The 25,834-nt window shown below is 59.2% G+C and carries 27 protein-coding genes; 10 read left to right on the top strand and 17 right to left on the bottom strand.

Annotation, left to right across the window (positions count from 1 at the left end):
- Positions 1 to 11 precede the first annotated feature (11 nt).
- The 3 genes from GDN47_RS30770 to GDN47_RS30760 all read right to left on the bottom strand — a co-directional run bounded on the left by GDN47_RS30770 (position 12) and on the right by GDN47_RS30760 (position 2,507).
- A complete protein-coding gene (locus GDN47_RS30770) occupies positions 12 to 662 on the bottom strand; it encodes a DsbA family protein (protein ID WP_152094926.1) in 651 nt (216 codons plus the stop codon).
- A gap of 62 nt (positions 663 to 724) precedes the next feature.
- Complete coding sequence (locus GDN47_RS30765) at positions 725 to 1,438, bottom strand: SDR family NAD(P)-dependent oxidoreductase (protein ID WP_152094945.1); 714 nt, start codon at positions 1,436 to 1,438, stop codon at positions 725 to 727.
- A 136-nt stretch (positions 1,439 to 1,574) separates the two neighbouring features.
- Entirely contained in the window at positions 1,575 to 2,507 is a 933-nt protein-coding gene (locus GDN47_RS30760; protein ID WP_152094925.1) for a LysR family transcriptional regulator, read from the bottom strand.
- Between the two features lie 161 nt (positions 2,508 to 2,668).
- Here GDN47_RS30760 and GDN47_RS32860 point away from each other — a divergent pair, with 161 nt between their 5' ends.
- The gene (locus GDN47_RS32860; RefSeq protein WP_152094944.1) at positions 2,669 to 3,949 is read left to right on the top strand and encodes an epoxide hydrolase family protein; all 1,281 of its coding nucleotides are present in this window, start codon (positions 2,669 to 2,671) and stop codon (positions 3,947 to 3,949) included.
- 107 nt (positions 3,950 to 4,056) lie between these two features.
- Here the strand turns inward: GDN47_RS32860 and GDN47_RS30750 are convergent, their stop codons facing one another.
- Positions 4,057 to 4,623, bottom strand: a complete 567-nt coding sequence (locus tag GDN47_RS30750; RefSeq protein WP_233790206.1) for a VOC family protein — start codon at positions 4,621 to 4,623, stop codon at positions 4,057 to 4,059.
- Positions 4,624 to 4,823: 200 nt separating this feature from the next.
- Between GDN47_RS30750 and GDN47_RS32200 the strand changes: the two genes are divergently transcribed.
- Positions 4,824 to 4,976 carry a hypothetical protein gene (locus tag GDN47_RS32200; RefSeq protein WP_173002610.1) on the top strand — a complete coding sequence of 51 codons (153 nt, stop codon included), beginning with the start codon at positions 4,824 to 4,826 and terminating at the stop codon, positions 4,974 to 4,976.
- Positions 4,977 to 5,650: 674 nt separating this feature from the next.
- On the opposite strand, the gene GDN47_RS30745 is transcribed toward GDN47_RS32200, so the two are convergent.
- Positions 5,651 to 6,016 (bottom strand): winged helix-turn-helix transcriptional regulator, encoded by a 366-nt coding sequence (locus GDN47_RS30745; RefSeq protein WP_152094924.1) that lies wholly within the window; start codon positions 6,014 to 6,016, stop codon positions 5,651 to 5,653.
- 175 nt (positions 6,017 to 6,191) lie between these two features.
- Between GDN47_RS30745 and GDN47_RS30740 the strand changes: the two genes are divergently transcribed.
- Both GDN47_RS30740 and GDN47_RS30735 read left to right on the top strand, forming a co-directional pair.
- Positions 6,192 to 6,875, top strand: coding sequence for an EthD domain-containing protein (locus GDN47_RS30740; RefSeq protein WP_152094923.1), 684 nt, complete (start codon positions 6,192 to 6,194; stop codon positions 6,873 to 6,875).
- A gap of 124 nt (positions 6,876 to 6,999) precedes the next feature.
- Positions 7,000 to 7,407 (top strand): VOC family protein, encoded by a 408-nt coding sequence (locus tag GDN47_RS30735; protein WP_152094922.1) that lies wholly within the window; start codon positions 7,000 to 7,002, stop codon positions 7,405 to 7,407.
- A gap of 355 nt (positions 7,408 to 7,762) precedes the next feature.
- Here the strand turns inward: GDN47_RS30735 and GDN47_RS30730 are convergent, their stop codons facing one another.
- From GDN47_RS30730 to GDN47_RS30705, 7 genes are all read right to left on the bottom strand, one after another.
- Positions 7,763 to 8,338: a TetR/AcrR family transcriptional regulator gene (locus tag GDN47_RS30730; protein ID WP_152094921.1), complete on the bottom strand. Its 576-nt coding sequence runs from the start codon at positions 8,336 to 8,338 to the stop codon at positions 7,763 to 7,765.
- Between the two features lie 14 nt (positions 8,339 to 8,352).
- Positions 8,353 to 9,822, bottom strand: coding sequence for an amidase family protein (locus GDN47_RS30725; RefSeq protein WP_152094920.1), 1,470 nt, complete (start codon positions 9,820 to 9,822; stop codon positions 8,353 to 8,355).
- Between the two features lie 102 nt (positions 9,823 to 9,924).
- Positions 9,925 to 10,068: an alpha/beta fold hydrolase gene (locus GDN47_RS32195; RefSeq protein ID WP_173002609.1), complete on the bottom strand. Its 144-nt coding sequence runs from the start codon at positions 10,066 to 10,068 to the stop codon at positions 9,925 to 9,927.
- A 75-nt stretch (positions 10,069 to 10,143) separates the two neighbouring features.
- A complete protein-coding gene (locus GDN47_RS30720) occupies positions 10,144 to 11,058 on the bottom strand; it encodes an MBL fold metallo-hydrolase (RefSeq protein WP_152094919.1) in 915 nt (304 codons plus the stop codon).
- Positions 11,059 to 11,113: 55 nt separating this feature from the next.
- Positions 11,114 to 12,544: an MATE family efflux transporter gene (locus tag GDN47_RS30715; protein WP_152094918.1), complete on the bottom strand. Its 1,431-nt coding sequence runs from the start codon at positions 12,542 to 12,544 to the stop codon at positions 11,114 to 11,116.
- Between the two features lie 258 nt (positions 12,545 to 12,802).
- Positions 12,803 to 13,612: an SDR family NAD(P)-dependent oxidoreductase gene (locus GDN47_RS30710; RefSeq protein ID WP_152094917.1), complete on the bottom strand. Its 810-nt coding sequence runs from the start codon at positions 13,610 to 13,612 to the stop codon at positions 12,803 to 12,805.
- 489 nt (positions 13,613 to 14,101) lie between these two features.
- Positions 14,102 to 14,335 carry a helix-turn-helix domain-containing protein gene (locus GDN47_RS30705; RefSeq protein ID WP_267904854.1) on the bottom strand — a complete coding sequence of 78 codons (234 nt, stop codon included), beginning with the start codon at positions 14,333 to 14,335 and terminating at the stop codon, positions 14,102 to 14,104.
- Between the two features lie 122 nt (positions 14,336 to 14,457).
- Between GDN47_RS30705 and GDN47_RS32515 the strand changes: the two genes are divergently transcribed.
- Together GDN47_RS32515 and GDN47_RS30695 are read left to right on the top strand one after the other, a co-directional pair.
- Positions 14,458 to 15,597 (top strand): hypothetical protein, encoded by a 1,140-nt coding sequence (locus GDN47_RS32515; RefSeq protein ID WP_233790205.1) that lies wholly within the window; start codon positions 14,458 to 14,460, stop codon positions 15,595 to 15,597.
- 60 nt (positions 15,598 to 15,657) lie between these two features.
- The gene (locus GDN47_RS30695; RefSeq protein ID WP_152094916.1) at positions 15,658 to 16,161 is read left to right on the top strand and encodes a phage prohead protein; all 504 of its coding nucleotides are present in this window, start codon (positions 15,658 to 15,660) and stop codon (positions 16,159 to 16,161) included.
- Between the two features lie 207 nt (positions 16,162 to 16,368).
- Here GDN47_RS30695 and ligD read toward each other — a convergent pair whose 3' ends face one another.
- Both ligD and GDN47_RS30685 read right to left on the bottom strand, forming a co-directional pair.
- On the bottom strand, positions 16,369 to 17,412 hold the full coding sequence (gene ligD / locus GDN47_RS30690) for a non-homologous end-joining DNA ligase (protein ID WP_152094915.1): 1,044 nt from the start codon (positions 17,410 to 17,412) through the stop codon (positions 16,369 to 16,371).
- A gap of 52 nt (positions 17,413 to 17,464) precedes the next feature.
- Positions 17,465 to 17,695, bottom strand: coding sequence for a hypothetical protein (locus tag GDN47_RS30685; RefSeq protein WP_152094914.1), 231 nt, complete (start codon positions 17,693 to 17,695; stop codon positions 17,465 to 17,467).
- Positions 17,696 to 17,953: 258 nt separating this feature from the next.
- On the opposite strand from GDN47_RS30685, the gene GDN47_RS30680 reads away from it, so the two are divergent.
- The 3 genes from GDN47_RS30680 to GDN47_RS30670 all read left to right on the top strand — a co-directional run bounded on the left by GDN47_RS30680 (position 17,954) and on the right by GDN47_RS30670 (position 19,092).
- Complete coding sequence (locus GDN47_RS30680; RefSeq protein ID WP_152094913.1) at positions 17,954 to 18,172, top strand: hypothetical protein; 219 nt, start codon at positions 17,954 to 17,956, stop codon at positions 18,170 to 18,172.
- Positions 18,165 to 18,752, top strand: coding sequence for a hypothetical protein (locus GDN47_RS30675; RefSeq protein WP_152094912.1), 588 nt, complete (start codon positions 18,165 to 18,167; stop codon positions 18,750 to 18,752). Before GDN47_RS30680 ends, GDN47_RS30675 begins: the two co-directional genes overlap by 8 nt.
- 136 nt (positions 18,753 to 18,888) lie before the next feature.
- A complete protein-coding gene (locus GDN47_RS30670) occupies positions 18,889 to 19,092 on the top strand; it encodes a CsbD family protein (protein WP_152094911.1) in 204 nt (67 codons plus the stop codon).
- A gap of 201 nt (positions 19,093 to 19,293) precedes the next feature.
- On the opposite strand, the gene GDN47_RS30665 is transcribed toward GDN47_RS30670, so the two are convergent.
- From GDN47_RS30665 to GDN47_RS30655, 3 genes are read right to left on the bottom strand one after another with little or no spacing between them, the layout of a single operon-like run.
- The gene (locus tag GDN47_RS30665; RefSeq protein WP_152094910.1) at positions 19,294 to 22,554 is read right to left on the bottom strand and encodes an error-prone DNA polymerase; all 3,261 of its coding nucleotides are present in this window, start codon (positions 22,552 to 22,554) and stop codon (positions 19,294 to 19,296) included.
- Entirely contained in the window at positions 22,551 to 24,065 is a 1,515-nt protein-coding gene (locus tag GDN47_RS30660; RefSeq protein ID WP_152094909.1) for a Y-family DNA polymerase, read from the bottom strand. The genes GDN47_RS30665 and GDN47_RS30660 overlap by 4 nt, the downstream gene beginning before the upstream one ends.
- On the bottom strand, positions 23,980 to 24,738 hold the full coding sequence (locus GDN47_RS30655) for an ImuA family protein (RefSeq protein ID WP_152094940.1): 759 nt from the start codon (positions 24,736 to 24,738) through the stop codon (positions 23,980 to 23,982). The genes GDN47_RS30660 and GDN47_RS30655 overlap by 86 nt, the downstream gene beginning before the upstream one ends.
- A 289-nt stretch (positions 24,739 to 25,027) precedes the next feature.
- Between GDN47_RS30655 and GDN47_RS30650 the strand changes: the two genes are divergently transcribed.
- Positions 25,028 to 25,801 carry an SOS response-associated peptidase gene (locus GDN47_RS30650; protein ID WP_152094908.1) on the top strand — a complete coding sequence of 258 codons (774 nt, stop codon included), beginning with the start codon at positions 25,028 to 25,030 and terminating at the stop codon, positions 25,799 to 25,801.
- Positions 25,802 to 25,834: the final 33 nt, after the last annotated feature.

Below are 25,834 nucleotides of genomic sequence, written 5' to 3'. Positions count from 1 at the left end.
TGGACTTCCTTTCAATTGAGCGGCCGGGCCTGGAAGCCCATTGCCGACAGATGATGTTCTAGTGCGTCTACCGGGGCATACCCTGCCCCGACCCGCGCAAGCCTTCCATCCTTTTGAACGAAGAGGGTCGGAAAACTTGTCACGCCCAGTGCGCGCGCGGTGGCAAAATCAGTCGCCGCTTCTTCAACAGTGCTCTCACGGCGCCAGGTTTTTAAAAATTCCAACGCGGAGACCGAATGGCCGAGCGAGGTGAGTGCGACGCTGCCAACTGTCGCGAGAACTTCGCCGTCTGTTGTATCGAGAGCGTCGACGTAGAAAGCGTGCTGGAACGCACGGAATACGCTCAGTATGTCCGCATCAGGCTTCAAGATTCGGGCCGCTACAACTGCTCTGCACACAGGTTCGGTGTCATAGATAAATCCTTCGCGGGCCAGCAGACCCTCCCGATTGAAAGGTAGACCGCTTGCTTCTTCGACTTTTGCCCAGTGATGCAGCCGGAATTGCTTGCCTGCGTCGTCCAGCAAGTCGGTCGCACCTGCTCGCAGACCTCCAAGGATGATCCTCAAGGACGCTTCTGGGTGTCTCGCAAGTAGCAGTTCCATTTCCTTGCCGAAGCCGTAGCACCAGGAGCACATCGGGTCGGCAGCAAGAACAAGTTCCATGATCAGTCGCCTTTCGCAGGTGGACCCGGCGATCGGTTGCCGGATCCACTCCCAAGCCTCGTTCACCAGCGACCGGCATTCTGACCGCCGTCGACGTGGAGGATTTCACCGGTTACGAACCCGGCGTCTTCGAGGAACAGGACCGCCTTGACGATATCGCTGATCTCGCCCATGTGAGCCACGGGATGAAGACCGGAGAGGAACTCGTGCGTCTCGGGCGCATGCATGGGTGTCTTGATGATGCCAGGGGAAACAGCGTTCACGCGGACGCCCGACTTTGCATACTCAAGCGCTAGGCCCTTGGTCACGGAGTTAAGACCGCCCTTTGTGAGCGACGCCAGGGCGGCAGGTACGCCTGCGATCGGCTGATCGACCAGGCTGGTGGTGATCGAGACGATGTGCCCTGCACCCTGCTTCAGCATCTGACGCGCGGCGCGCTGTGTAATATGGAAGAACCCGGCAATGTTGACCCCGAAGTTGAGATCGTAGTCCTCTTGAGTGAAGTCAACGAACGGCTTTGCCGTGAATACGCCGGCGTTATTGACGAGCGTATCGATCCGACCAAAACGTTCCAGCGCTTCGCGCACCACACGATCTGCGGTTTCGGGCTTAGCGATATCACCAGCTATGGCATGGACTCCGGAGTCAGCGCCAGCTTTTACCGACCGGGACGTCGCAACGACGTTATAACCTTTTTCGCGGTAGCCCCGCACCAGACCCTCGCCGATACCCTGTGACGCGCCGGTGATGATTGCAACTTTCTGAGTGCTCATGATGTGCATCCTTCTCATATCCACGGCCGTTTCTTTCGGCCGCGCAACGCCCTCGGCGTCGATGGGTATGACTTAGATGCTCCCGCAGACCGGGAGAATTGCCACTATCAGGGCGACACTATGCCGCTACACGGCATAATTATGCCATTCCTTCAGCTTCCGAGGCAATGCGGCCTAATTCTGCCCTCAGCCGCGGAGCCGCGAAATCAACGAAAGCGCGCACCTTCGGGACCGTCATCCGGCCGGGAGGCGACAACAGATGGACAGGGAGAGGAGGGAGTTCATCCTCCGGCAAAACGATCTTGAGGCTTCCATCTTTGACCAGATGGGAGACGTGATACGAATAAAGTCTCGTAAGACCTAGGCCGGCCGCAGCCGACGCCGCAGCCGCTCTCACGCTGTTTACAACGTATCTCGGCGTGAAATGAACCGACCTCGGAATCGAGGATCCTTTCGGGGGCGAAAAGCTCCACGATTCCAGCCCGAAATTGCTGAACGCGATGATGCTTTGCGCCGCTAGATCGGAAGGATCTTCGATGGCAGGCCGCCCAGCTAGATAATCTGGCGAGCCGACGATTACCCGCCGCACGTCGCCACCAATCCTGATCGATATGGTCGACGAGTCCGGCAGATTGCCGATGCGCAGTGCGATATCGACGCCCTCATCCACAAGATTCACGAAGCGATCTAGCATTAGCAGCCTGACGGAAACTTTTTCGTGTAGGCGCAGAAAGTCGTCGAGGATCGGACGTAGAACCTCCTCCCCCAATATTGGTGGGGCGGAAATTGTCAGCATACCCCGAGGAGAAGCTTGCTCGCCGACTGCGACAAGGTCAGCTTCTTCAAGATCGGAAAGAATTCGTCTGCAAACGACAACGTACCGCTGGCCCGCTTCACTCAAATGCAGACTGCGGGTCGTTCGATGCAGCAGCTCGGTTCCGACGTGCTGTTCGAGCATGCCAAGTGCTCGACTTATTGCTGTCGCCGATCGCTTCAGCTTGCGAGCCGCTCCAGCGAGGCTGCCTTCGTCTACGGCTGCGACGAAGACCTTCATCGCGTCGATACGATCCATCTCTCACTCCGTGTTCTATGATCGCCATCCCCGGCCTGAGCATGATCGCCGGGTTGCGCACCATTGTACGAAGGTATTGCCCACACCTTGGTCCAATGGAAGGAGTTTCTGCCGAATGCCACGGTGGCGTCATTTTCCACCCGAAGCAAAGGAGATCGAAGATGATAACCACAATCGATGTAACGAGACGATCCATACTTGCTACCGCTGCAGCGGCCGGCGCATTGAGCATCGTGCCCAGCGGGTTAGCGAAGGCGGCAGCGAGCGGCACAGAGATCCGGCCGTTCAAGTTCAGGGCCACCGACGCCCAGCTCGACGACCTTCGGCGCCGGGTGAAAGCTACGCGCTTCCCCGAACGAGAAATCGTCAACGACGCCAGCCAGGGCGTACAGGCCGCTACGATCGAGAAGCTAGCGAAATATTGGGCGCGCGAGCACGATTGGCGAAAGGTCGAAGCTCGCCTTGCCGCCATCCCCCAGTTTGTCACGAAGATCGATGGGGTAGACATTCACTTCATACATGTGAAATCTAAGCGTGAGGGATCGCTTCCGATCATAGTCACGCACGGTTGGCCGGGATCGATCATCGAGCAGATGAAGATCGTCGGGCCGCTGACGGACCCGTCTGCTCACGGGGACGACGCGAACGACGCGTTTGATGTCGTCATTCCTTCGATTCCCGGCTACGGCTTCTCTGGCAAGCCGACGGAGAAGGGTTGGGACCCGGTCAGAATAGCTCACGCATGGATCGAACTGATGAAGCGCCTCGGCTATAGGCGCTACGTCGCACAGGGCGGCGACTGGGGCGATGCAATCACGGAACAGATGGGGCTCATCGCTCCGCCCGAGCTTGTCGGGATTCACGTGAACATGCCAGCGACCGTTCCCGATGAGATCGCCACGGCGTTGAGCGCCGGGAAGAAGCCAACGAGCCTTTCGCCGGACGAAAGCAATGCTTTTGATCAACTCGATGATTTCTATAAGCACGGGCTTGGATATGCCATCGAGATGGCCAACCGGCCGCAGACGCTTATCGGGATCGCGGATTCCCCAGTTGGACTAGCGGCTTGGATGATTGATCACGACATCCGTAGCTATGAGTTGATCGCCCGAGTGTTCGATGGCGAACAAGAGGGGCTTTCGAAAGACGACGTCCTGGACAACGTCACGCTATATTGGCTTACGAATACGGCTGTCTCTTCGGCACGGCTTTACTGGGAGAACAAGCTGCAGTTCTTCGCCCCCAAGGGCGTCAAGATCCCGGTGGCCGTCAGCGTCTTTCCGGACGAGATCTACGCGGCGCCGCGGAACTGGACGGAGAAGGCCTACCCCAACCTTATACACTTCAATCGCTTGTCGAAGGGAGGCCATTTCGCCGCGTGGGAGCAGACAGCCGTTTTCTGCGACGAACTCCGAACGGCCTTCCGTAGCCTGCGAGCCTGATGCCGCTGAGAACTTGGCCGACCTATGATCCGACGGCCAAGTTCTCGATCTCTTCCTTTGACCTCGTTCGCAGTGTCACTAACCGAAGGCGCGAGCGCGACGTCGAGTTAAGTTACGCCACCCTTTCCCCAGACAGCTCGAATCAACTGAGGGGTAAAAGACGCGTCTCCGGGCACGCCTGGCAGCCTGGCCGTAATTTCCTGAAGCGTCCATCCGTTGCCGTCGGGATCGCAGACGGTCGCATACGACGCATAGCTCTTGTGCTCCGGGTTCGGACCTTTTCGAATACCAACACCATTCGAATGATGGAAGATGCCGCCCTCGTCGTGGAAAGCGTCGCTCACGTCTACTCCCCTACGTCGAAGATCCTCGATGGCAACCGTTATGTCGGCGACCGCCAGATGAAGTCCCTGGGCGGATCCTGGCGCCGCCGCCGTGATGTTTGTCCCGAACATGATTGAGCATCCTGAGCCCGGGGGCGTAAACTGCACGATACGGTAATCTTCGCTTGCGGCGTGATCGATGTCGAGATGCCATCCCAAGCTGGAATAGAAAACCTTCGAGCGATCAACGTCGGACACGGGAATGACTACCAGCTCCAGGTTCATCATCGTTAGTGGGCGCTCTGCAGGATCATCAGTTAACGATCCCGGCCCTGTCACTCGCGTTCCCATTCTAGCCTCCTTTGTCTGGCTTTGAACTGCGCCTTCTGGCGCAGCCGTAGACCCTAGAAAGGTGCTCTCAACGCAACCATTGAACCAAGGTATGACCGATACCAAGGTGTCGCCGATACCTTCGTGCAGTGGTGTCGCCAAGATCTGCGCGGCAGCATCTCTTTCAGACGGCGGCGAGGAATCGCCCGAAAGGGAGCAACATGGCCGATCTCGATTTATTTACGAAACCGAGCATTCCGATTGAGGAGCTTCGAGACCGGATGATCAAGCTTCAGAGAGACATCGAGCTCCTGAGGGCAAAGATCAAAACCACCGAAGAGGAAGGTTGGCGCCTGACGCTTTTCAGGGCTTAGGAACTGCGCTAACCGAAAATTTATTGGAGTCCGCGATGCCAAGATGGAGAACCGACGAAAGCCCGGAACAATCCTACACGCGATTCCCTTGCGCGGTCGTTCTCTTTTCGATGATCGGGATTGTGGCCATTCTCGTCTACCAAGAGAATACCGTCGAACCGCGTAAGCAGGCTCGGGTGTTCGTTACCGCCAAGGAAGCTTTCCACGTTCCTCGAGATCCTAGGATCCAAGAAGAATTCGACTTCCGGCGTTTCGTCGTTGTCGATTGCGAGACCCGAGGATGTAGCCAGCGCAGCAAGCACCGCTGAACGGCTCTGTTGAAAATATTCCGGATGTCTATGAAGAGGAGGGGTGCAGTCCACCATGTCTTAGGGACAAACTGTTTCCTATATCTCCGGGTCGGACAGTTTTTGTTAGCGCTCTTGACGGTATCTGAACCAACGACCCCCTGGTGCGGAAGCCAATTACCGGCGATGCGTATTGATTGCTTGTCGCATCAGCAAACAGACTGAATGAGATGGTTCACGGTGCGGTCATGAGGGAGGTTCCCTTGCGAGTTGTCCGATCACAATAGAAGCGGCCTTGGCTGTTTTGCTTTTGCCGACGGTGTCTTCTAGGGTCGCAAAGACTGAGCGAAGTGCAATCTTCCGATCGGAAACATCGATCACGTCAGGTCACGCGGCGTCGCGGCTGTCGAACGCCTGGCGCGCCTGTTCCACGTCATCCACATGCTCAATTGTCCATTCATGGAGCGCCTGAAAAGGACCGAGCAGTGAACGGCCGAGCGGCGTGATGGCATATTCGACCCCTATCGGCGAGCCCATGATGACACGGCGAGAGATGAGACCGTTGCGTTCCAGCCGGCGCAGGCATTGTGTCAGCGCCTTCTGGGTTACGCCCCCAATGTGCCGCTTGATTGCGTTGAAGCGCATGGGTCCCGCATCCAGCACACTGATCACCATCATCGACCACTTGTCGGCGATGTTGTCGAACAGCGAACGGCTGGGACAGCTTTCATCGAAATGCTGGCAGATTGGCATGATGGGTTTCCTCGACGATACCTAGGCGACTGTAAGTGCGTTCTTGCAACTAAGTAGCAGATGTATACCTATCTCGCAAGTCAACGAGAAAGGCTCTCCTACGACTCCATCAGACGTGACATTCGCATCGATAACAAGTGAACCAAGCCAACACTAAACCAAGTCAGGAACTTCCTTGATCCGCTTCTTCTCTCTCATCCCCCGCCGCCCCGACATCGACCGCCAGCGCTTCCATGACCACTGGCGCCACCCGCACGGCACCCTGGGCCGTCAGATCCCGGGAATGCTCACCTACGTCCAGGCGCACCAGTTCGACACCGACCGCCTCGGCCCAGGGCAGGACGAGTACGACGGCGTCGCCATGCCCTCGTTCGACTACCCGAAGGCCGCCGCCGCACTGGTCGACGAACCCTTGTTCGTCGACAATATTCGCCCCGACGAACCATTGTTCCAGGACCTGCCGAGGGTCATCTTCTTCATCACCGAGGAGGAGGTCATCGTCTCGCGGCCCCCCATTGGCGCCAGAGCCGGGGTCGATCGTCAATGGGACGTGCTGGAGCGGCCGACAAGCATCCATCTCCTGCAGTTCGTGCATCGTGATGGCAATCTCGACTGGGTGGGCTCGGACGATGCCGAACTCGGCTTGCGGATCGGAGCGCTGCGTCACGCGGTGAACCGACCGAGCGCCGAGGTGCACGGCGACGAGCCACCCTTCCTAGGCGCGCGTCAGTTGTGGTGGCCTACCCTGACAGCGTTTCAGGACGGGGTGGACGCCGATCGGGCCGCCTTCGAGGAGCTCCTTGCCCGGGCCGGTCACGCCGTTACCATGTTGGCGGTCTCGGAGAGGTTCCTTCGCTAAACCGGAGGACCGATCTGCGGAGGAGACCGATGGCGCCAGCATCTCCTCCGCAAAGCGGACGCTGAGTGTTCCAATCGCGAGCGAGCGGCCGCTTGACCTTCACCACCAGCATAAAGGCATCTCCATGATCCTCAAGACCTACACGCGCATCTTCACGACGGACCTCCAGCCCACCGTGGCAACACTTAAAGCAGTCCACGGGACGGAGCCGCATCTATGGCTCAATTATGCACCCTTGACGCTCGTCGGGATTGGCGACGTGCTGGTGATTGGCGGAACGGACGAGGCGCTGGAGCCGATCCGCGGCAGCCTGGGTCCCTGGATCGTTGAGGACATTGACGATGCCAAGCGCAAGCTCCTCGCGAACGGTGCATCTGTGATGCGCGACATCAAAGACATCCCGCCTGGACGGATGATGTACATGAAGCATGCGGACGGCTGCCTGGTCGAGTACGTCCAGTGGACACCCGAACTGGTCGAGCAACACATCCTGGCACCGCTGCGGGCCGGAATCCCTGCTTCCCAGATCTGATGCTTGGGAGCAGCATGAGAAGCCCTGCGACAGGCGACTTTGTCCAAAAGAAATTGAACCTGGGAGAGTAAGTCAAAGGCAGCGGCGACGGTGCCGCCCCCTACGGGGCAAGAGTTGCAGGTATTGCACCACAGCGGAAGTCTTGAGCGGCCATAACCTTGATTGCACATTCACCTGAGAGCGCACTTCCGCGAATTCGCGCGGAAGCCTTGACCATGAAGCTGGAAAGATCGCGTTCGGCCGAGCGCCAAAAGAGTTTCCGCTCCCTCAATTCGGTTCTGGCTCTTGATAGGATTCGAACCCGCGAAACAGTCTTTTGCCAATGGGCCATTAAATTGATGCATACGACGGGACTTTATGACCCCCTCGCAAGCAGCAGCGCCGCCTGGACACCACTCTCCAAAATTGCTTCAGCGGCAACAGGATCTGCCACGGCTCGTGCGTATTGAAGCGTCCCAACCATGAGCGCAAATATCGCCGTTGCTCGTTGATGCGCGACAGCAGCATCGGAAATCGGAATGAGCGGCGCCAACACTGAGAGGTAACGGTTGATCCCGTCTTCGTATGTCTGCCTGGTCGATGGAGGCTGGCGCGAAATTTCCGGCAAAAGAGAGGCTGACGGACACCCACACGCGGGACTGTTGAGGTGACCCATGCTGAGATAGGTCCGAAGCACGCCCTCGAGGTCGCCCCCGGATCGCACGCTCTCTTCAACCCGCTCCTGCTGCTCGCCTACCGCAGACGATACCGCCTCGCGAACAAGCTCCTCCTTCGACTTGAAATGGGGATAGAAGGCGCCATTGGTCAATCCGGCCTCCTTCATGATCCCGGCGATGCCCGCTGCCTCTATTCCATCCTTGCGAAACTGCTTCGACGCGACTGCGAGGATGTGCCGCCGTGTCTCCGCCTTATGCCCCTTCTCGAACCGCATCTTTCCTTCCTCGCTCAATCGATCGCGCTGCCAGCTAACACACCTTCGATGCGGTGTGCGAGACCCAGAAGATGTCGATCGCCATTAGCTGGAGCGTCCAGCTCAATGCCGATCGGCAGGCCACCGCGCGAGGTGCCCGCCGGAATGCTGATGCCAGGCAGGCCTAGCAGGCTTGCCACCAACGTATGGTTTGCCAGAACCAGATCGTTGACCTCCCTTTCTCCAATCAGGAACTTCGCCTGCTGCTCGATCAGCGGCGCCGTGGAAGGCGTGGTCGGTTGCAAAATCGCCTGTGCTCCGTGTTCGGAAAGGGCCGCATTAAGACGCCGTTGAACTTCAGGCCTTCTGACAGTGAGTGCGTCCTGATAGGTTTCGGGCGAGGTCGCACCGCCGCCGTCCGGGAGGATCATGTAGCGCCATGCGCCTTGCAATTCGGGCTTAAGGCTGTCGACAACTCCCTCAAAGCTCAGCGGAACATTGTGTTGTCGCAGAAACTCGGAAAGTGCGCTCATCGTCTCATGGAACATAATGCTCCAGGTTGCGGAACTGGCCAGACTGCTGAAATCGTCGCCGAGGTCCACTTCGATAACCTCGGCGCCAGCGCCCCGCAGTTGCTTCACCACTTCGTGGAAGCGCGTCTCAACGTCCTGATCAACCAGATCGAGAAACTGCCGAGGCGCGTAGACCAGCCGAACGCCTTTGAGGCCGCTGACTAAAGTCGAAAGATCCGGAACTGAACCGCCGGTGACGACCTGGTCTACGAGTGCGCAGTCCGCCACGCTGCGTGCGATCACACCCGTCGTATCAAGCGTATGCGAGATCGGCGCGACGCCGCCGCGCGGCCATCGACCCGTCGTCGGTTTGAAACCGACCACACCACATAGCGACGCTGGAACGCGGATCGATCCAATAGTGTCGCCGCCTAAGGACGCGGGCACAATGCCGGCGGCAACGGCCGCCGCTGAGCCGCTGGACGAACCACCCGAGACCCGATCACGCGAGACGGGGTTCTTCACCTGGCCAAAGGCGGCGTTATGGCCAGTAAGACCGAAAGACACCTCCACGAGGTTATTCTTACCGAATACCAAAGCGCCGGCTTCCTTGATGGCGCGTACGGCGTCCGCGTCTTCCTGCGGGGTGAAATTGGCAAGGGGTTCGAGGCCGAGGCTCGTCGGCAGGCCTTTTGTCAGATAGCTGTCCTTAACGCCAAGTGGAACTCCCAGGAGCGGAGCCGACGCCCCAGCCACTCTCGCCTTGTCCGCTGCACGGGCGGCAGACAGGACTTCACCTTCATCAATACTGATGAACGCATTCAGGTCCGCCTCCGCTCGGGCTCGTTCCAGTAGGGCGGTGGCATAGGCCTCGGAACTTACGTCGCCGCTCCGGATTGCCCGAGCGGCGGAGGTGGGCCCGAGGGTGGCAAGGTCCGCAGCCTCCGATGGCGTGGAATTAGATGAATGTGTCAGGTTATCGGTGGGGGACATTTTTCCTCGCAAGTTGTGACCATTCGTGGAGCCGTGTTTCGACGGCTACTTGACGGTGGTGGTTAATTGGATCGAGGCCTTGAAGGCACTCGCTTCGACCCGTCATGACTTCAGGAATTCTATTATTCGCTTCGCCACTTCCTCCGGCTGCTCCAAATGCAGGAAATGCCCGACCCCGGGCAGAACGACCTTTTCCAGCCCCTTGCTGAACACTGCTTCCATGCCGTCGGTGAGGTCCGGCGACATGCAATTGTCTTCTGCACCGTGTGGATCCGGCGCGCGTGCGCAAGCTGGTTGGGCTCATAATCGCAGGCTCGGCTTTCACGAATGGGCTGACCGACGCGCCTCTTCCGGCGCAAACGCAAATCCGTCCCCTCGGGTGCGGATACGGCCGGCGTGCGGAACCCCGAAATGGGCCGGGAACAAGAGGCTGTTGTGTTCTGCGGCCTGGTTCAGCACCCGCAGGCGCGTCTTCACTGCGAGCTCCGGGTCCAGGCAGACCCGGCTATTCCAGGTTGGCTGATAGACCTGGATCGGGTTATGCATGACGTCGCCGACGAACAGAGCTTCATCAGTGCCGCCTCGCAACCGAAGCAGGACCTGACCGGGTGAGTGTCCGGGCGCCGGCTCGATCAGAAGATTGTCGCCAAGCTGGTCGGTCATGCTGACGAGCTGGTGCTGCTTTGCAGCGATTATCGGTAGGACAGAGTCCGCGAAGACATCGCGTGGCTCCTTGGGCAAATGCGGGTTGTTCGCGGGGTCCCAGAAGTCTAGTTCTTCCCTGGAGAAGATGTATTTCGCATTCGGGAAGGTCGGTACCCAGCGGCCGTCGAGCAGGCGCGTGTTCCAGCCAACGTGGTCGACATGCAGATGGGTGCAAAGGACATAGTCGATATCCTCGGGCTCCACGCCGGCGCATCTCAAGCGGTCGAGGTAAGGTGTCGCGAGCTGATGAAAGTGCGGCGATCCAGGTCGCTGCTTGGCGTTCCCGCAGCAGGTGTCCACGAGAATATTGTGATGCGGCGTCTGGATCAGCCAGGAATGGACCGACATGATGAATTGATCAGTCGCCGGCGCGTAGAAACTTGGCGCCATCCACTCAAGATGTTCGTCGAGTACGGCTTGATCGAAGCTCGCCAGCAATTCGTTGGGTCGGAAAGCGGGACCTAAGAGTTCCTCGATCCGGGTCACGGTCGCTTCACCAATGCGCCATGTGGCGGGGGATGCCTGTGTCATGTAATGTCCTTGAATGCTTGGAATGGATGGAACCTGGGGCCGGACAGGTCGTCGGTCATGATGACTTCGCAGCCATGCCGGCTGTCTCTCCGTCTGAAGGCCACATGGCGCCCGTAAGAGCGGCAGCCGCGCAAATGACCGCCGCGGCCGTTAAGGCGAGTGCGATGATCGCGAATAGGCTTGCCTCAGAAGCGCCGAAGACCACGACGGCGAGCCACCCACCCCCAGCCGCGATAACAAGTCGAACTGCACCCGCTATGAAGACCCAGCCCATGCGACCGGCGCCTTGTGCGGCAAAGCCGAGTGCAAAGATGATCCCATTGGCCGCGTAAAACGGTGCAACAATCCTGAAGTACAACGAGCCTGTTTCCAGCACGGCGGCATCGTGCGAGAACATCCCGATCCAGAGCCAGGGAACGAACGCCACGATAAGGCCGACGATCTCCGTGAATGCCAGACTGACGGCGGATCCGAACCAGGCGATCTTCTTTGCCCTTGCGATGTGGCCGGCCCCGACATTCGTGCCGATCATAGTGAGGATCGCTGTGCCGAGGCCGAACAGGATCGGGATGAGCACGTAGTCCAGCCGGGAAGCCGTCCCATACCCTCCGATCGCATCGACGCCGAAGCGGCCCACAGCTGCGGTAACCAGCAGAACCATCAGGTTCAACTGAATGGTGTTGAGAGCGGCAAGCAAACCGACTTTGAGGATGTCCCGAAACATGGACCAGCGCAGTCTGTCGCGCGCCAGTCGTAGTCCTGACTTGCCACTGGCCATGTAGCGCAGCATCACGACAGCCGCCCCGCAGTAGAATAGTGTTACGGCGATGCCGGCTCCGGCGACGCCGAACCCTTCAAACGGTCCGATACCGAAGATGAGCGCCGGGGAAAGTGGGACGAGGACAGCTGCGCCGACGAAGGTCACCAATGCAGGCACCCGCACGTTGCCGATACCGCGAAGTGCCGCGGACAGGAGATTGACGATCCAGATCGGCACAGCAGCCAGGAAGATAAAGCCCGAGTAAACGAGCGCTGAATGCAGGGCCGCGCCCGTTCCTCCCAAGGCAAGATAGAGCTTACTGCCTAAGCCAATGGTGAGGACCGAGAACAACAATCCAAAGACAACAGCGATCACCAGTGTATGTAGAACAAGCGCATTCGCATCCTCATGCCGGCCGGCACCTGCGGCGCGCGCAACGGCTGAGGCGACGCCCCCACCGATCCCGCCGGCGGCCATCATTGTCATCAGCATCCAGACAGGGAACACCAATGCCACGCCGATGAGGGCATCCGTTCCAAGGCGCGAGACGTAGAAGGTTTCCGCAACGTTCACGAGAGTCTGGGCGATCAGCACGACGATCGTTGGGAGCGCAAGGCGCATCATCGTCTTGAAGATTGGGCCATGCAGCATGGCCTCGCGTGCCCGGAGCTTGGCTGCATTTTGACTGATTGCTGACGATCCGGCCTTTGCGTTCGCAGCTCCCATACCCTCCGCGGCACTTTGCCTCGAACTCGCGCCTTGATCCATTTGAATTCTCCTTGAACGCGCTCTCAGCTCACGATTGGGCCATCGCTAAGGGCGGACTCGAGCGGGCTATTTTTTGAACTGAAACTGGTGGGGACGCCCGACCGTGTGTCAGGCGCTAGATAACTATGCGAACTGCTGACCGGTGCCTCGATCGGCGCCTATGCGGATACTGAAGACGAGCGAAGCCTCTTCCTCACCAGCAAGAAGCGCCAAGACCTAAGCTGTCGCAGTGGTCTGGCGATAGCGAGGTGCGGGTTGGCCGGCGGCAAGCGAACCCCAAAGGCCCTGACGAGCATTCTCGTAGGCTTTCCAGCTCTCTTCATCAGCGACTGTCGGCAGCGTGAGGACTTCGCCCTTGTCGAAACCGACGAGAGCCGCGGTCACAAGATCTTCAGGGCTCATGATCATCGAGCGCGGGACGACGCTTTCTGGAACCCCACTGCGTCCCCACATCTCGGTGTCAGTCGGCCCAGGCAATACCGCCTGAAATCGAACGCCGGCGTCCTTGGTTTTGCCCGCCAGCGACAGAGTTAGGTTGATGAGGTGACTTTTGGTGCCACTATAGGCGCCATCGAACATCTCGGGAGCAAAAGCTGTAACCGAGCTGATGTTGACAACGCCGCCCCTGCCCCGCTGGCTAAAGGCTTTGGCGGCTGCGACGGAAAGGAGTGTCGCTGCGGTAATGTTGACAGCGATCATCGCCGCCGCCTCGTCAAGGTCATTTTGCAAAACTCCGCCCTGAAGACTTAAGCCTGCGTTGTTGACGACAAAGGCAATCGCCCGATCATCCATAATACGGTCGGCGAGCTTCATGACTTCGTGAGACTGCGAAAGATCGGCGATAACGACCTCCACTGCCTGGCCAGTTTCGCGTCTAATCCGGCTCGCATTCGCCTCAAGCCGCTCAGCGTTGCGAGCAACCGCGATCACGTCATAACCACGCTCTGCCAGCTTCCGGGCATAGACCGCGCCTATCCCTGTAGAAGCTCCTGTAACGACTGCCTTCTGAACTACTGTCTGGGTCATGAGTCTCTCGCAAATATCTGGTGCGCCACGCAGGATCCATTATGGAAACAGCCGTTGCATTACGACCGTAATATCACATTACGGTCGTAATGCAACGGCTGGCAAAGCTTTTTTGCGCTAATTTCGGTGTGATATTGTCCTGCTGGCCCGCCTCCGCCTGGTTGTGGGCGATTTGCTACGCATTGCGATAGGCTAAAGTCCGGATTCCCTGACTTTGAGCCGAGTCCCAGATTGGAGATGGCTAAACGCGCAGTCGGTCGCTCAGTCGCCGGCGCAGGCATAGCGAAATAGGCGCGATTACTAGTAGCTTAGCCATGTTGCGCAGCTGGACCGCAAAGATCATCCGGCACAGACTCCGCTCGAACGCCTGATCTGTTTCATTTGCTCTTGATGGGTTACGAACCGGCGACCCGCTCATTCAAGCAGCATATATTTGTGCAAAGCTTCCGATTTGCCCAAGGCAACGCTACCGACACCACCCGCGCCAGTTCAATCTCTTGGTTTGGAAAAGCGCACACCGACGCCGCCACCATTCTCGGGAATAAACTCGATGCCAGCTGCCTCGAAGGCTTTTCGAATGGCCTCCAACGTAGCGGCGTACCCTGGGCGACCGGCCTCGATCCGGGTTACAGTGGCCGCCGTAATGTTGGCCCGGCTTGCCAAATCGCGAACGCCCCACTTCAGAGCAGCCCGCGCCATTCGAATTTGATCGGCAGTCAACATTATAACCTTGACATAATCTTTGTATGATTCAAACTATCCGCGAAGGTTTTAAACGGCCATGCAGGTTGCTTGCGACAACCTACATGGCCTGACCACAATTCAAGCTTCAGGGAGCTCGGATCATGGCTGATTCTGAGAATAGCAGAACTTTGCCTGCAATTTCGCGTGGAAAAGAAAAACGTGAGCACGGGACATGCGACGGCCTGCCTCCAACCATCGATCGCCGAAATCTGCTTCCGGTCGCCGCGCACCAGCTAAGCGCACTGATCGCGGAAACTTCGCAGCGAAGGGAGAGTGGTCCTACGCCCGTCAGAGAAATGTGGCCTCGCTGGTATGCATGCCACCAGCAGCGCGTGAGGGCCACCCGACTTAGGGAAAAGTTGGAAAAAGAATTGCACGAAGAGGCCGGCGGCTTTCCTGTCGTGTCGCTCCCGAATATCGGAAAGGAAGGCGTCGTCGAGGTTCACTCTTTTGCCGACATCAATCGAATAGCCTCTCAGTTAAATGCCAAACAGCTGTCTCAGGCGCGAGCCGAGCTTCGTCAGCGCCGGAAACGATGGAAAGAAGCGGATCGGCGTTTGGGATACAGCGCGATCTTCGCCCGAGAACAAGAACTCGCGGAACGGGCTGGAATATCGGCACGTGTCATGTGGATCACACGACCCTCCTCGCTGATCGAAGTCACCGCAAAACTTCATTGCCTCATCGTCATGCACGATCCCAGTCTGAAGCTCGAAGATGCACCTTGGCCCGAGCTGCGAACAATGCTGACCGACCTTATCCGAATTCTCGACAAATGCCGCCCGAAATCATGCAATGGACCCCGGTATGCTGGCAGTCCGGCGAGTGTGCGAGATATTCTAAACTTGGCGACGCAGTACCAGGATGCAGCCAACAGGCTCGGCAAGGGCTCGTCCAAGCCCAGCCACCTTCCACTGCGTCTTCTGGCGCTCCATGCGATAGAGCTCTATTTGAATGCATTCCTGCTTGCAAAGGGCGTGGATCCAGCGACGATCCGCAGCTTTCGGCCCGACCTCTCCCAACGGTCCCGGATAGCGTCCGAAGCTGGCCTCGTGCTGCGTAAGCGTACGATGGCGCATCTGGCGGCGCTCTCTTCAAGCAATGAGTATCACGTTAGCAGATATGCTCCAGATCGAACTTCCACGCTGTCACAGGTGACCCGCGTCATGGCGACCCTTGATGAGCTCTCACGAAAAGTGCGGAAAATATTGCGGGTAGGCGTTTGCTCTCCTCCGGGATAGGCATTGCCCCAGTCGAGCGACTTTCCAGAAACTTCAGCCAAGTGCCAAAGGGCGATTGGCGTGGAAGCGACCAGGCCGATCTCATCCCATCCAAAAGCGGGCTATAGCGCCCTCCTGAAACTCCTGCGAAGGAAGCGCATGTTCGTCATCAGGGAACTTCTTAATCGAAACGACTTAATTGAATGGGCGATCACCGAAGGCTTCCAGGAGATCGTGCCGGCGACCGCGTTACATGTCACGGTCGGCAAATTCCACGACACGAACGTCGGGCAGCAGTTGGTTCCCGCCGCGCACGATTTGACAATCCGCGCGAGCCAACGAAGAGCTGTCCTGAACTTTGGAGGTATCGTCGTGCTGGCCTTTGGTTCCGTCAAGCTTTCGCGCCGCCACGCTGAGTTTCTACGGGCGGGGATGACGTGGTTTTATCGAGACTACACACCCCACGTTTCGTTTGCACTCGACGGTCTGGATCTACGGGACATCCGGCCTTTTGACGGCCGCCTCTGTTTTGGACCAGAGATTTTCAAAACTGATCCGATCCTGGATTCATTGCCAGCCGGATAAAATGTTGTTTCTGGGCCACTACAGCCACTCCCGGCGTCGTTTCGGGTTGCACGTTCAACGGGGAGCTTTTGCCCTCTCAGAGTATGAGGACTGACTTCGCGCCGGCCAGGGAGGAGATCGAGGTGTTCACCAACCCGCGATCAACCACACGATGTCGGTAACGTGATCACCTCGATACGGGTCGCGCTCCGAGAATAGTTCTGAGCCTCATTGCGGTAGACGATAGACGTCGGCATTGTCCTGCCGCTCCCGAAGACCCTTGTAGGAAGCATGGCGTAGCTTGCCGTCGTCGGTCCAGGCACGATATTCGATCTCGGCGATGAGCGTTGGCTGAACCCAAACGACGCCGCGCTGTTTCAAGGCAATCGGCGCCCGCGAGGTCTTAAGCTTATCCAGATCTCTGCGGAGCCTGGTCGCATCGCGCTCATTGAAGCCTGTTCCAACGTTGCCGACGTAGATTAGATCGTGACCTCGATAAGCGGCGAGAAGCAAATTGCGGATCCCGCCGTGTGCAACAGCGGAAGGCTCATAGCCGACGATGAAAAAGCTGTCGCTCTGGACGCATTTCACCTTGATCCAATCGCCGGTGCGGCCGGACCGATAGGGCAGCTCGCGGTTCTTCGCGATGATACCCTCGAGCCCGTGCGCGCATGCGGCAGCCAACAGCTCGTCGCCGTCGGCTTCCACCTCTTCGGATAGCTTTATGACGCCTGCGTGATCGAGGAAAAGGCCATCCAGCATCTGCCGACGCTCGGTGAAATCCAGCTTCGTAAGATCATGTCCATCGAAATACAGGAGATCGAAGGCATAGAAGATCGCCTCGTTTGCCCGGCGGTGCCCTCTTCTTCCACCAAGGACACGCTGAAGAGCGCCAAAGTTCGATCTCCCCTGCTCATCCAGGACGACAGCCTCTCCATCGAGAATCATCGTTGTACCGAAGTCCGCAGCCTCGTTGGCGATCGTCGGAAAGCGATCAGTCCAATCGTGCCCTCCACGCGTGAGAATTCGCACGCGGCCTGGTTCAACGTGAATGGCGAGACGATAACCATCCCACTTTATCTCGTAGAGCCATTGCGGCCCTTTCGGGACGTCGGATTTCAGAAGTGCTAGCGCCGGCTCGATCCGCTCTGGCATGGGATCGAGCGCCAATTGCGGTTGGTCCGGATCACGAGGTTTGCGTGCTCGGCTTCGTAGCGGCATTTCCGAGGTGGCGAGAAGTGGTTTTGATGACTTACGCGGGGACTTCGTCATGAAAACAGTGCAGCAGAGAAAGCTTCACGAGTCGAGTCTTTCCGCGTGGCAATCAATCCGGATTGCCTGCTCCTCCCGGCCCCGCCGCCAGTTCCACCAATTGCGTATCTCTGTGCACGCCTTGTCGGTAGAGCTCTATGATGACCGCCGCTGCTCGTTGCGCCTCCTCCGTGTCCTTGCCAACCTTCAGCCTCGTCAAAATTTCGTCCAAGGCCCGCTGGCAAATATCGAGATCATTCGAGGTCAATGGCTCATCATACTTGCTGACAAACCGCTCGGTCATTGCCGTTTTCCTCCTCCCGCCTATCGACAATCCCGTATGCGGATAGAAATAATTTCGGTCATATTCCGCTGCAAGCTTTTGGGTTCGCGCCACCAGGCTGTTGGCTTTCGGCCAAACAGGAGGTGCTCTTGACTCCATCTAAAATGAGAACATAATAGGAACAAATTGCCAGAGCGAAAACCGGCCGCGCAATTTCATATTTATAAATCAGCAGTTTGACCCCCTATGTTTTTAGGGGTGCAGGAGACGTATTGCCTTATGACAGCCGCATCCGCTCAAACAGACAAACCGCAATTCGATCAGGCCGCTTCCGTGCTCGACCTCTTTGAAGGCAATGCTCATGCGGCAATCGGCGCTCTGCTCGCCGAACTGCAATTCGTTCGAGGACAGCTGGCACTTAGTGAAGCCGGAATAAGTGTCGGCTTTACGCGCGGCTGGGTTCCGAGTTTCGAAAGCGAAGGAGGAAGCAATGTTTGAATATTCGAGAGATCCACGGCCCAGAGATGGTGTCCTCACTATATCTCAGGACGACGCGCAGGCGCTTTATGATTTTGTCGGTCATTTGGGACGGCATGCCTTTGACACCTTCAGGGACGACCGACCCGGCTTCCGTGGCAAGTCGCCAGACATGCTGCACCATCTCGGCAGGATGCGCGACCTGCTGGAAAACGTCATGGACTACCCGACCTTGGACGAGGAGCTTTGCTGGGATGAGCCGCAGCCGCTCGCGATAGACGAGGTTCATGGCTTGCTACTGACGGAGGTCGGCAATCGGCCTGGCATCCGTTATCTTCAGGTGGCTGTTTACTGGAATGACGAACACCGAGGTTTCGGCACATTTCAGCTTGCCGTCGATGACGAGGCTGGCGAAACCTGTGGCCTGTTCCAAGTCGAGGATCTCGCCGGCGAGCAGGTCAATTGCGGTCCGGGCTGGTCGCAATCCGGTGCCGATCTCGACGAGACGATCCGCATGTTCATCAATGCCTTTCCGATGCAGCAGCTGGAAGCGCGCAACGAAGATTGCATCAACGAAATGCTTGCGGCGAAAGTCGCCTGACTGTTCGCAACGGCGATGCAGGTACATCCGAAATCAAGCCGGAAGATTATCGCGCGCCGCGCTGACAGTGGCTTAGAATTGAACAATTTGCATCTTTGAGCATTGATCCTTGGTAAGCCGAAAAGGAGAAATTGCCATGGATTGGAATCGCGTCGAAGGCAACTGGAAGCAGGTTAAGGGCAAGATCAAGGAACAGTGGGGTAAACTTACTGACGACGATCTTGATCAAATCGCCGGCAAGCGAGATCAGCTCGAAGGCAAGATCCAGGAGCGGTACGGCCTTGCGAAGGACCGCGCTAAGTCCGACGTCGACGATTGGTATGACCGTCAGACCTGGTAAGAGATCGAAAGGGCCGGCGTAGCCGGTCCTTTCTCAATGGAACTCACATCGAAAAGCTCGCCCGCCCGTGCCAGCGGATGTTCTTCACTCCTCAATTCGTGAAGATCAGAAGCACGCCGATTGTGGCTTGCTTCCAGGTAGAGGTCTGGAAATCAAAACAACATAGGGACGCGAGGATCACGATATAGCTCACCCCCATGCTTATTGAAAATTCCTCACCCTCACCTTCAACCTCTCAATAAGCCGATCCGGCTCATAAATCTCCCGCACCTTCATGACAGCCCTCTCCCGCGAATCCGGGCTTCCCGGCGCCCCATGCGCGAACTCATCACCGCGACCGCTCGGTAACCGGAAGGCCTCATCGCGATCGGCAAGGCCGGAGAGATCGGATGTCAGATCGAACAGCTGCTGGGCGACGAGATGGACCACCTCCCCTTCCCGCTGAATGCGGCCGTTGATCGCCATCATCGAGGATCCGAGCACGATGCGCCGGCGCCGCTCGAAGAGGCTGGGCCAGACAACGACATTGGCCGGCCCGGTCTCATCCTCGACGGTGAGGAACATGACGCCCTTGGCGGAACCCGGTTTCTGGCGCACAAGCACGAGGCCAGCCGTCATCAGCCAGAGGCCGTCACGGGCGGACATCGCCTCCTCGCAGGTCACGATGTCGCGGGCGGTCAGATCCTCACGCAGGAAGGCGAGCGGATGCTTGCGAAGGGTCAGCCCCGTGTGGCTATAGTCCTGGATGACATTATGGCCCTCCGTCATCTGGCGAAGATTGACCTCCGGCTCCTGCTGTTCGGCGATCGTCTTTTGCTCACGCTCGGCCGCCGCGGCGAACAGCGGCAAGGGCTCGTCACGCAGCGCCTTGATCGCCCAGAGCGCATCGCGGCGCTGGAGCTTGAGCGACGGCAGAAAGGCATCCGCCTCGGCAAGCTCGACCAGGGCCGCCGCCGGCACGCCCGATCGCCGCCAGAGATCATCGACGCTCGAAAACGCTTGGTCGGCGCGGGCTGCGATAATGCGGGCCGCATCGACCTGAGCAAGACCATGGACCATGCGCAGCCCCACGCGAACCGCATGGCGATCGCTGCCCTCGACCGGCTCCAGAGTGCAGTCCCAGCGTGAGCTGTTGACGCAGACCGGCCGGACCTCGACGCCATGCTTGCGGGCGTCGCCAACAATCTGGGCCGGCGCATAAAAGCCCATGGGCTGGGAGTTCAGGAGGGCCGCGCAGAAGGCGTCGGGATAATGGCGTTTCACATAAGCCGAGGCGTAGGCGATGAGGGCGAAGCTGGCGGCATGGCTCTCCGGGAAGCCGTATGAGCCAAAGCCTTCGAGCTGCGAGAAGGTCTTTTCGGCGAATTCCGGCGTATAGCCATTCCTGACCATGCCGGAGACGAGCTTGTCCTTGAACTTGGAGACACCGCCGGTGAACTTGAAGGTCGCCATCGATTTGCGCAGCTGATCGGCCTCGCCGCCGGTAAAGCCGGCGCAGACCATCGCCACCTTCATGGCGCTCTCCTGAAAGAGCGGCACACCAAGCGTCTTGCCGAGAACGGCCTCCAGTTCCGGTGTGGGATACTCGACCTTTTCCTTGCCCTCGCGCCGGCGCAGGTACGGATGGACCATATCTCCCTGGATCGGGCCGGGCCGGACGATCGCCACCTGGATGACGAGATCGTAGAAGGTCCGTGGCTTCATCCTGGGGAGCATCGACATCTGCGCCCGGCTTTCGATCTGGAAGGTGCCGAGCGTATCGGCCTTGCGGATCATCGCATAGGTCGCCGGATCCTCCTGGGGGATTTGAGCCAGATCGAGATCCAGATGCTTGTGGTCCCGGATCAAGGCAAAAGCCTTGCTCATGCAGGTCAGCATGCCGAGCGCCAGCACGTCGACCTTCATGAACTTTAGCGCTTCGACGTCGTCCTTGTCCCATTCGATCACCTGCCGATCGGCCATGGTGGCGGGCTCGATCGGCACAAGATCGTCAAGCCGATCATGGGTCAGCACGAAACCACCCGGATGCTGGCCGAGATGGCGAGGCGCGCCCATCAGCTGCTGTGCCAGTTCCAAGGTCAAGGCAAGCCTGCGATCGTCCGGATTGAGGTTGAGCTCACGCAGGCCACGTTCGGTCACAAGTTCCTCCGACCACGACCACATGCCCGCTGATAGCGCCTTGATCATGTCCTCCGGCAGCCCAAGCGCCTTGCCGACATCGCGGATCGCCCCCTTGGCGCGGTAGCGCGTGACGGTCGCGCACAGCGCCGCCTTGTCATGGCCATAGGTCCTGTAGATCCATTGGATCACCTCCTCGCGCCGCTCGTGCTCGAAATCGACGTCGATATCGGGCGGCTCGTCGCGCTCCTGGGAAACGAAGCGTTCGAAGAGCAGATTGTTGGTCTCGGGATCGATGGAGGTGATGCCGAGGATGTAGCAGACGGCGGAGTTGGCCGCCGATCCCCGCCCCTGACATAAAATGCCCTGGCTGCGGGCATAGCGCACGATCGAAAACACTGTCAGGAAATAGGGGGCGTAGTTCATGGTGCGGATGAGGTCGAGCTCATGCCTCACCACCTTCAGCACCGATGGCGGCAGCCCTTCCGGATAGCGGTTGGGAATGCACTCACAGACATAATGTTCGAGGGATTGTTGAGCGTTCTTGCCGGGAACGATCGCCTCCTCGGGGTATTGGTAGGTCAGTTCCTCCAGCGAGAACGTGCAGCGCTCGACAATCTCGAGCGTGCGGGCGAGCGCTTCGGGATAACGAGGGAATAGCCGCTCCATCTCCTCCGGCGGCTTGAGAAAACGGTCTGCGTGCCTCTCCCGCTCGAAGCCGATATCATCGATCGTGGAGACGTTGCGAATGCAGGTGACGATATCCTGCAGCTGCCGGCGTGACGGCTCATGGAAGAGGACGTCGTTGGTGACGACTGTCTTCACCTTGAAGCGAGCCGCGAGATGGGACAGTTCATGCAGCCGCAGCTGATCGTTCGGCCGTCGTCTCAGGCAGAGCGACAGATAGGCACGATCGCCAAAAATCTCCGCCATCTTCCTGAGCTGGATGGCACAGGTCTCGTGGGCAAGGTCGGGCACGAGAATACCGATGAGGCCCTCGGCATAGAGCGCGACATCTTCCAGATGCAGGATACAGTTGCCCTTGCCGCCGCGGCTCTTGCCGAGCGTCAGAAGCCGGGTCAGGCGAGAATAGGCGGCACGATCGGTGGGATAGACGAGAATCGACATGCCGTCGGCCAGGTCGAGGCGACAGCCGACGACAAGCCGCAGTCCCGTTGCCCGCGAGGCTTCGAGCGCCCGGACGATCCCGGCCAGCGAATTGCGGTCGACGATCCCGAGCGCGCTGATGCCAAGTTCCTTGGCTGTCCGGAACAGCTCATCGGCCGATGACGCCCCGCGCAGGAAGGAAAAATGGGTGGTGACCTGCAGTTCGGCGTAGCTCATGCGAAGATCCCGTGCACGAACCAGCGATGCGAGCCGGTGGCAGGATCGACGCCATCGCCGGAACGAAAGATCCACAGGCGCTCGCCGAACTCGTCCTCGATCACGAAATAATCCCTCACCGCATCGAATTCGGAGCTCCTGGTCCACCATTCCCCGAAGATGCGTTCCGGCCCGTCGGCGCGTCTGACCCGCCGGCGTCTGCCGTGCCAGATGACGGAGACGGGAGGATGATCCGGCAGCAGCGCGATGACGTCGATCGGCTCTGGCCGGGCCAGCAGCCGCACGGGACGCGGCCAGTGATGCACCCAGGTCTCCGCGACGTCTTCGGCTGCCGCCGCGATCCGCCGGATGCTGCGTTCGGGTACGTCGGATGCGACGGGCGCGATGCGATAGACGCGCTGCCCCCGATTGCCGAAGGTGTCGATCAATGGCGTGATGTCCTGATCTTTCCCGTCGACCAGAGACGCGCGTTGTTGCTCGGCAAGGGGTTCGGTCATGACGGCCACCAGTGTCAGCTTCTCGATGCCGAAGCCGGGCTCGATCGTTTCCCTTCGGTCCCGGAAGAGCTTGGTCAGCCAGGCGATGTCGCGGGCCGGTTTCGCCGTGCCGGCGCGGATCGCCTGCCTGCTGCCATCGACCTTTTCGACGATGAGGTCGGTGCGCCGGACGCCGAGACCTCTACGCTGCAATTCCGCGATCAGTTTGACGATCAGGCGTCCGACATATTTGTCGATCGTCTCTGGGGCTCCAATGGGCTCGGCGAAGGTCCTGACGACCTCGATCCATTCCGGCGCCCGGATGGGATCGATCGGCTCGGCGACGCGGCCAAACATCTGATCGAGGCGCCTGCCGATCTCCGGTCCGAAACGCAGCGTCAGTGGCGCGCGCGGCGTCGCCGACAGTTCGCCGATGGTTTTGAAGCCGAGCGTGCGAAGGCTGGTGACAGTCGCCGCCGATAGCCGCAGATGCGAGATCGGCAGGTGTTCGACGGCACGGCCGGTCTCACCAGCGGGAATGATGACGACCTCCCGGCCGGTGGCACGGGCGCAGGCATGCGCGGCACCCCATGTATCGGCGATCGCCGCATGGACGGTCAGCCCCCTCGCCCGGAAGCGATTGGCGATCCCGGTCAGCATCGGCAGCTCGCCGCCTTGCAGGTGATCGGCGCCTTCCGTATCCATGACGATGCCATCCGTGCCGTCGACGGCGACGATCGGGGAATATTGCGAGAGGGACCAGAGCGCGATCCGCTGGAGTGCCTCGGCGTCGGCAGCAGGATCCGCATCGGCAAATTGCAGCCCATGCACCATGGCTTGCGCCTTGGCCGCCGGCATGCCGACGCGCACGCCCGCTTGCCGGGCCTTGGCATCAGCCGCCGATATCCAGCGCCTGGAGCCGCTGCTCGCGATCAGCACCAGCGGCCGGTCAGGCGATAATTCTGCCTTTTGATCCATGCGCCTGATCCGCTCGATCGGCAGATCCGGCAGATAGATGGATACGACCCGTGGCATCGCACGCTCCCACGATAAACTCAGCGCACTCACCCGCCTTCACTCTGATCAATTCCAGCAGCCATCGCGGCCGCCCGACGCCTGGAACCGGCAATTCTTCCGATGGCAGCACGCTCACCCGCCATCGCGTCGTCGTGGCCGTCGGCTGCCCGAAATCCGAGGCTTCCCCCTGCCGGCGCCACCGCCGGACCACCAGCCCCATCGTCCCGGTCTTTTCCGCCGCGAGCTGCAGGCGGCGCGAAGCGACCATTGGCAGCCGAACGATCTCACCGACGACGGCGCCAAGGCCGCCGAAGGCCAGCGCCTCTTCCATCGACGCGAGAACGTCTTCCTCGCGGTCGGCCTCGACGAAGACGACACGATCGGGATGAAGACCCGCCTGGGCCAGCGCCGGAAAGAACAGGTCCGGCCGTGTCAGGCACCAGACGATCTTGCCCTTGGTCCGTGCGGCAATGCCGGCGGCAAACAGCGCAGCGGCGGCACCATCGACGACCCCTGCCCCACCGCCGGCGAACTCGTGTACGGCGCCGTAAGCCAAACCACCGCCCGGCAGCACCGCATCGATTTCGGGCACACCGAAGGCGAGGCAGCCGCTCCTTTTGCCCGCGTTGCCTTCCAGTAACGCAATGCGGTCCTTCAGATCGGAGATCACCCTGTTACGGGCAGCAGTCATCATTCACGGGTCCCTGCAAGGTCGCGTTAGCATCGACGTCATGTCGGTCAAGTGTATTTGTTCACTAAATGTTCCATCTCGATTCGCGAGTCAAGCAACCCGAAATAGGAATATTATCCCTCTATTTTAGGGGACTTTAAGATTCGCATTGGGAATCATGGACATGACTTCGAGCCGGCACGGAAGACGCTTTCGAAAAAGTTTCGAAGCCGGCCCAAAAAGTCATCGGTTGGCGTTCCGGCGCTTCGTCGGCTACCATGTTCCCAGCTTCAAGGGAGATGGAGCGCCGATGTGCAACTTGTACCGGATGGAAGACAAGGACTGGGTGAACAAGTGGGCTCAGGACGCCGAGAGCCTGATCAACCTGATGCCGGCTTACCAGATGAACCCGGACCAGATGGGACCGATCGTCCGCAACACCGCTGACAGAGGCAAGCAGCTCGTCCATGCGCGCTGGGGGCTTCCCTCCCCGCGCTTTGCCCTTGAGAAGCTAGCCCAGGCCAAGGCCGAGAAACTGCGAGCCAAGGGCAAGGAGTTCGACTTCGAGCAGCTGGTGCGCGAGCAGGTCGACCGTGGCGTCACCAATGTCCGCAATCTCAAGCTCCCACACTGGAAGCGCTGGTTCGGTGTCGAGAACCGCTGCCTTGTTCCCGTCACCAGCTTTGCCGAGCCGGACCCGGCGAGCCAGGAGGCAGGCGGCAATGTGCCGAACGCCTGGTTCGCCCGCGACGACAGCAAGCCGCTGATGTTCTTTGCCGGTATCCATGTGCCGCAATGGACATCCGTGCGCAAAGTGAAGGACGGCTTTACGACTGACGACCTCTACGGGTTCCTGACCACCGATCCGAACAATCTGGTCAAGCCCATTCATGGCAAGGCCATGCCTGTGCTGTTGCTGACCAAAGAAGAGACCGATGTCTGGATGAGGGCGCCATGGGAGGAGGCCAAGGATCTTGCACGGCCTTTGCCGGATGACGCGCTGATCGTCGCATCCCGCGAGCCGTATGGATCGACCATCGTCACCAAGGACGGCGAATTGGTCAGTCCATCAGGCTTGTCGTAGAGAGCTGCGGGTTTCGGCAAAGTCCGGACAGGA

The organism is Martinezella dioscoreae, assembly GCF_009176305.1.
Classification (GTDB): Bacteria; Pseudomonadota; Alphaproteobacteria; order Rhizobiales; family Rhizobiaceae; genus Rhizobium; species Rhizobium dioscoreae.
This window is presented reverse-complemented; position numbering and strand designations above follow the sequence as displayed.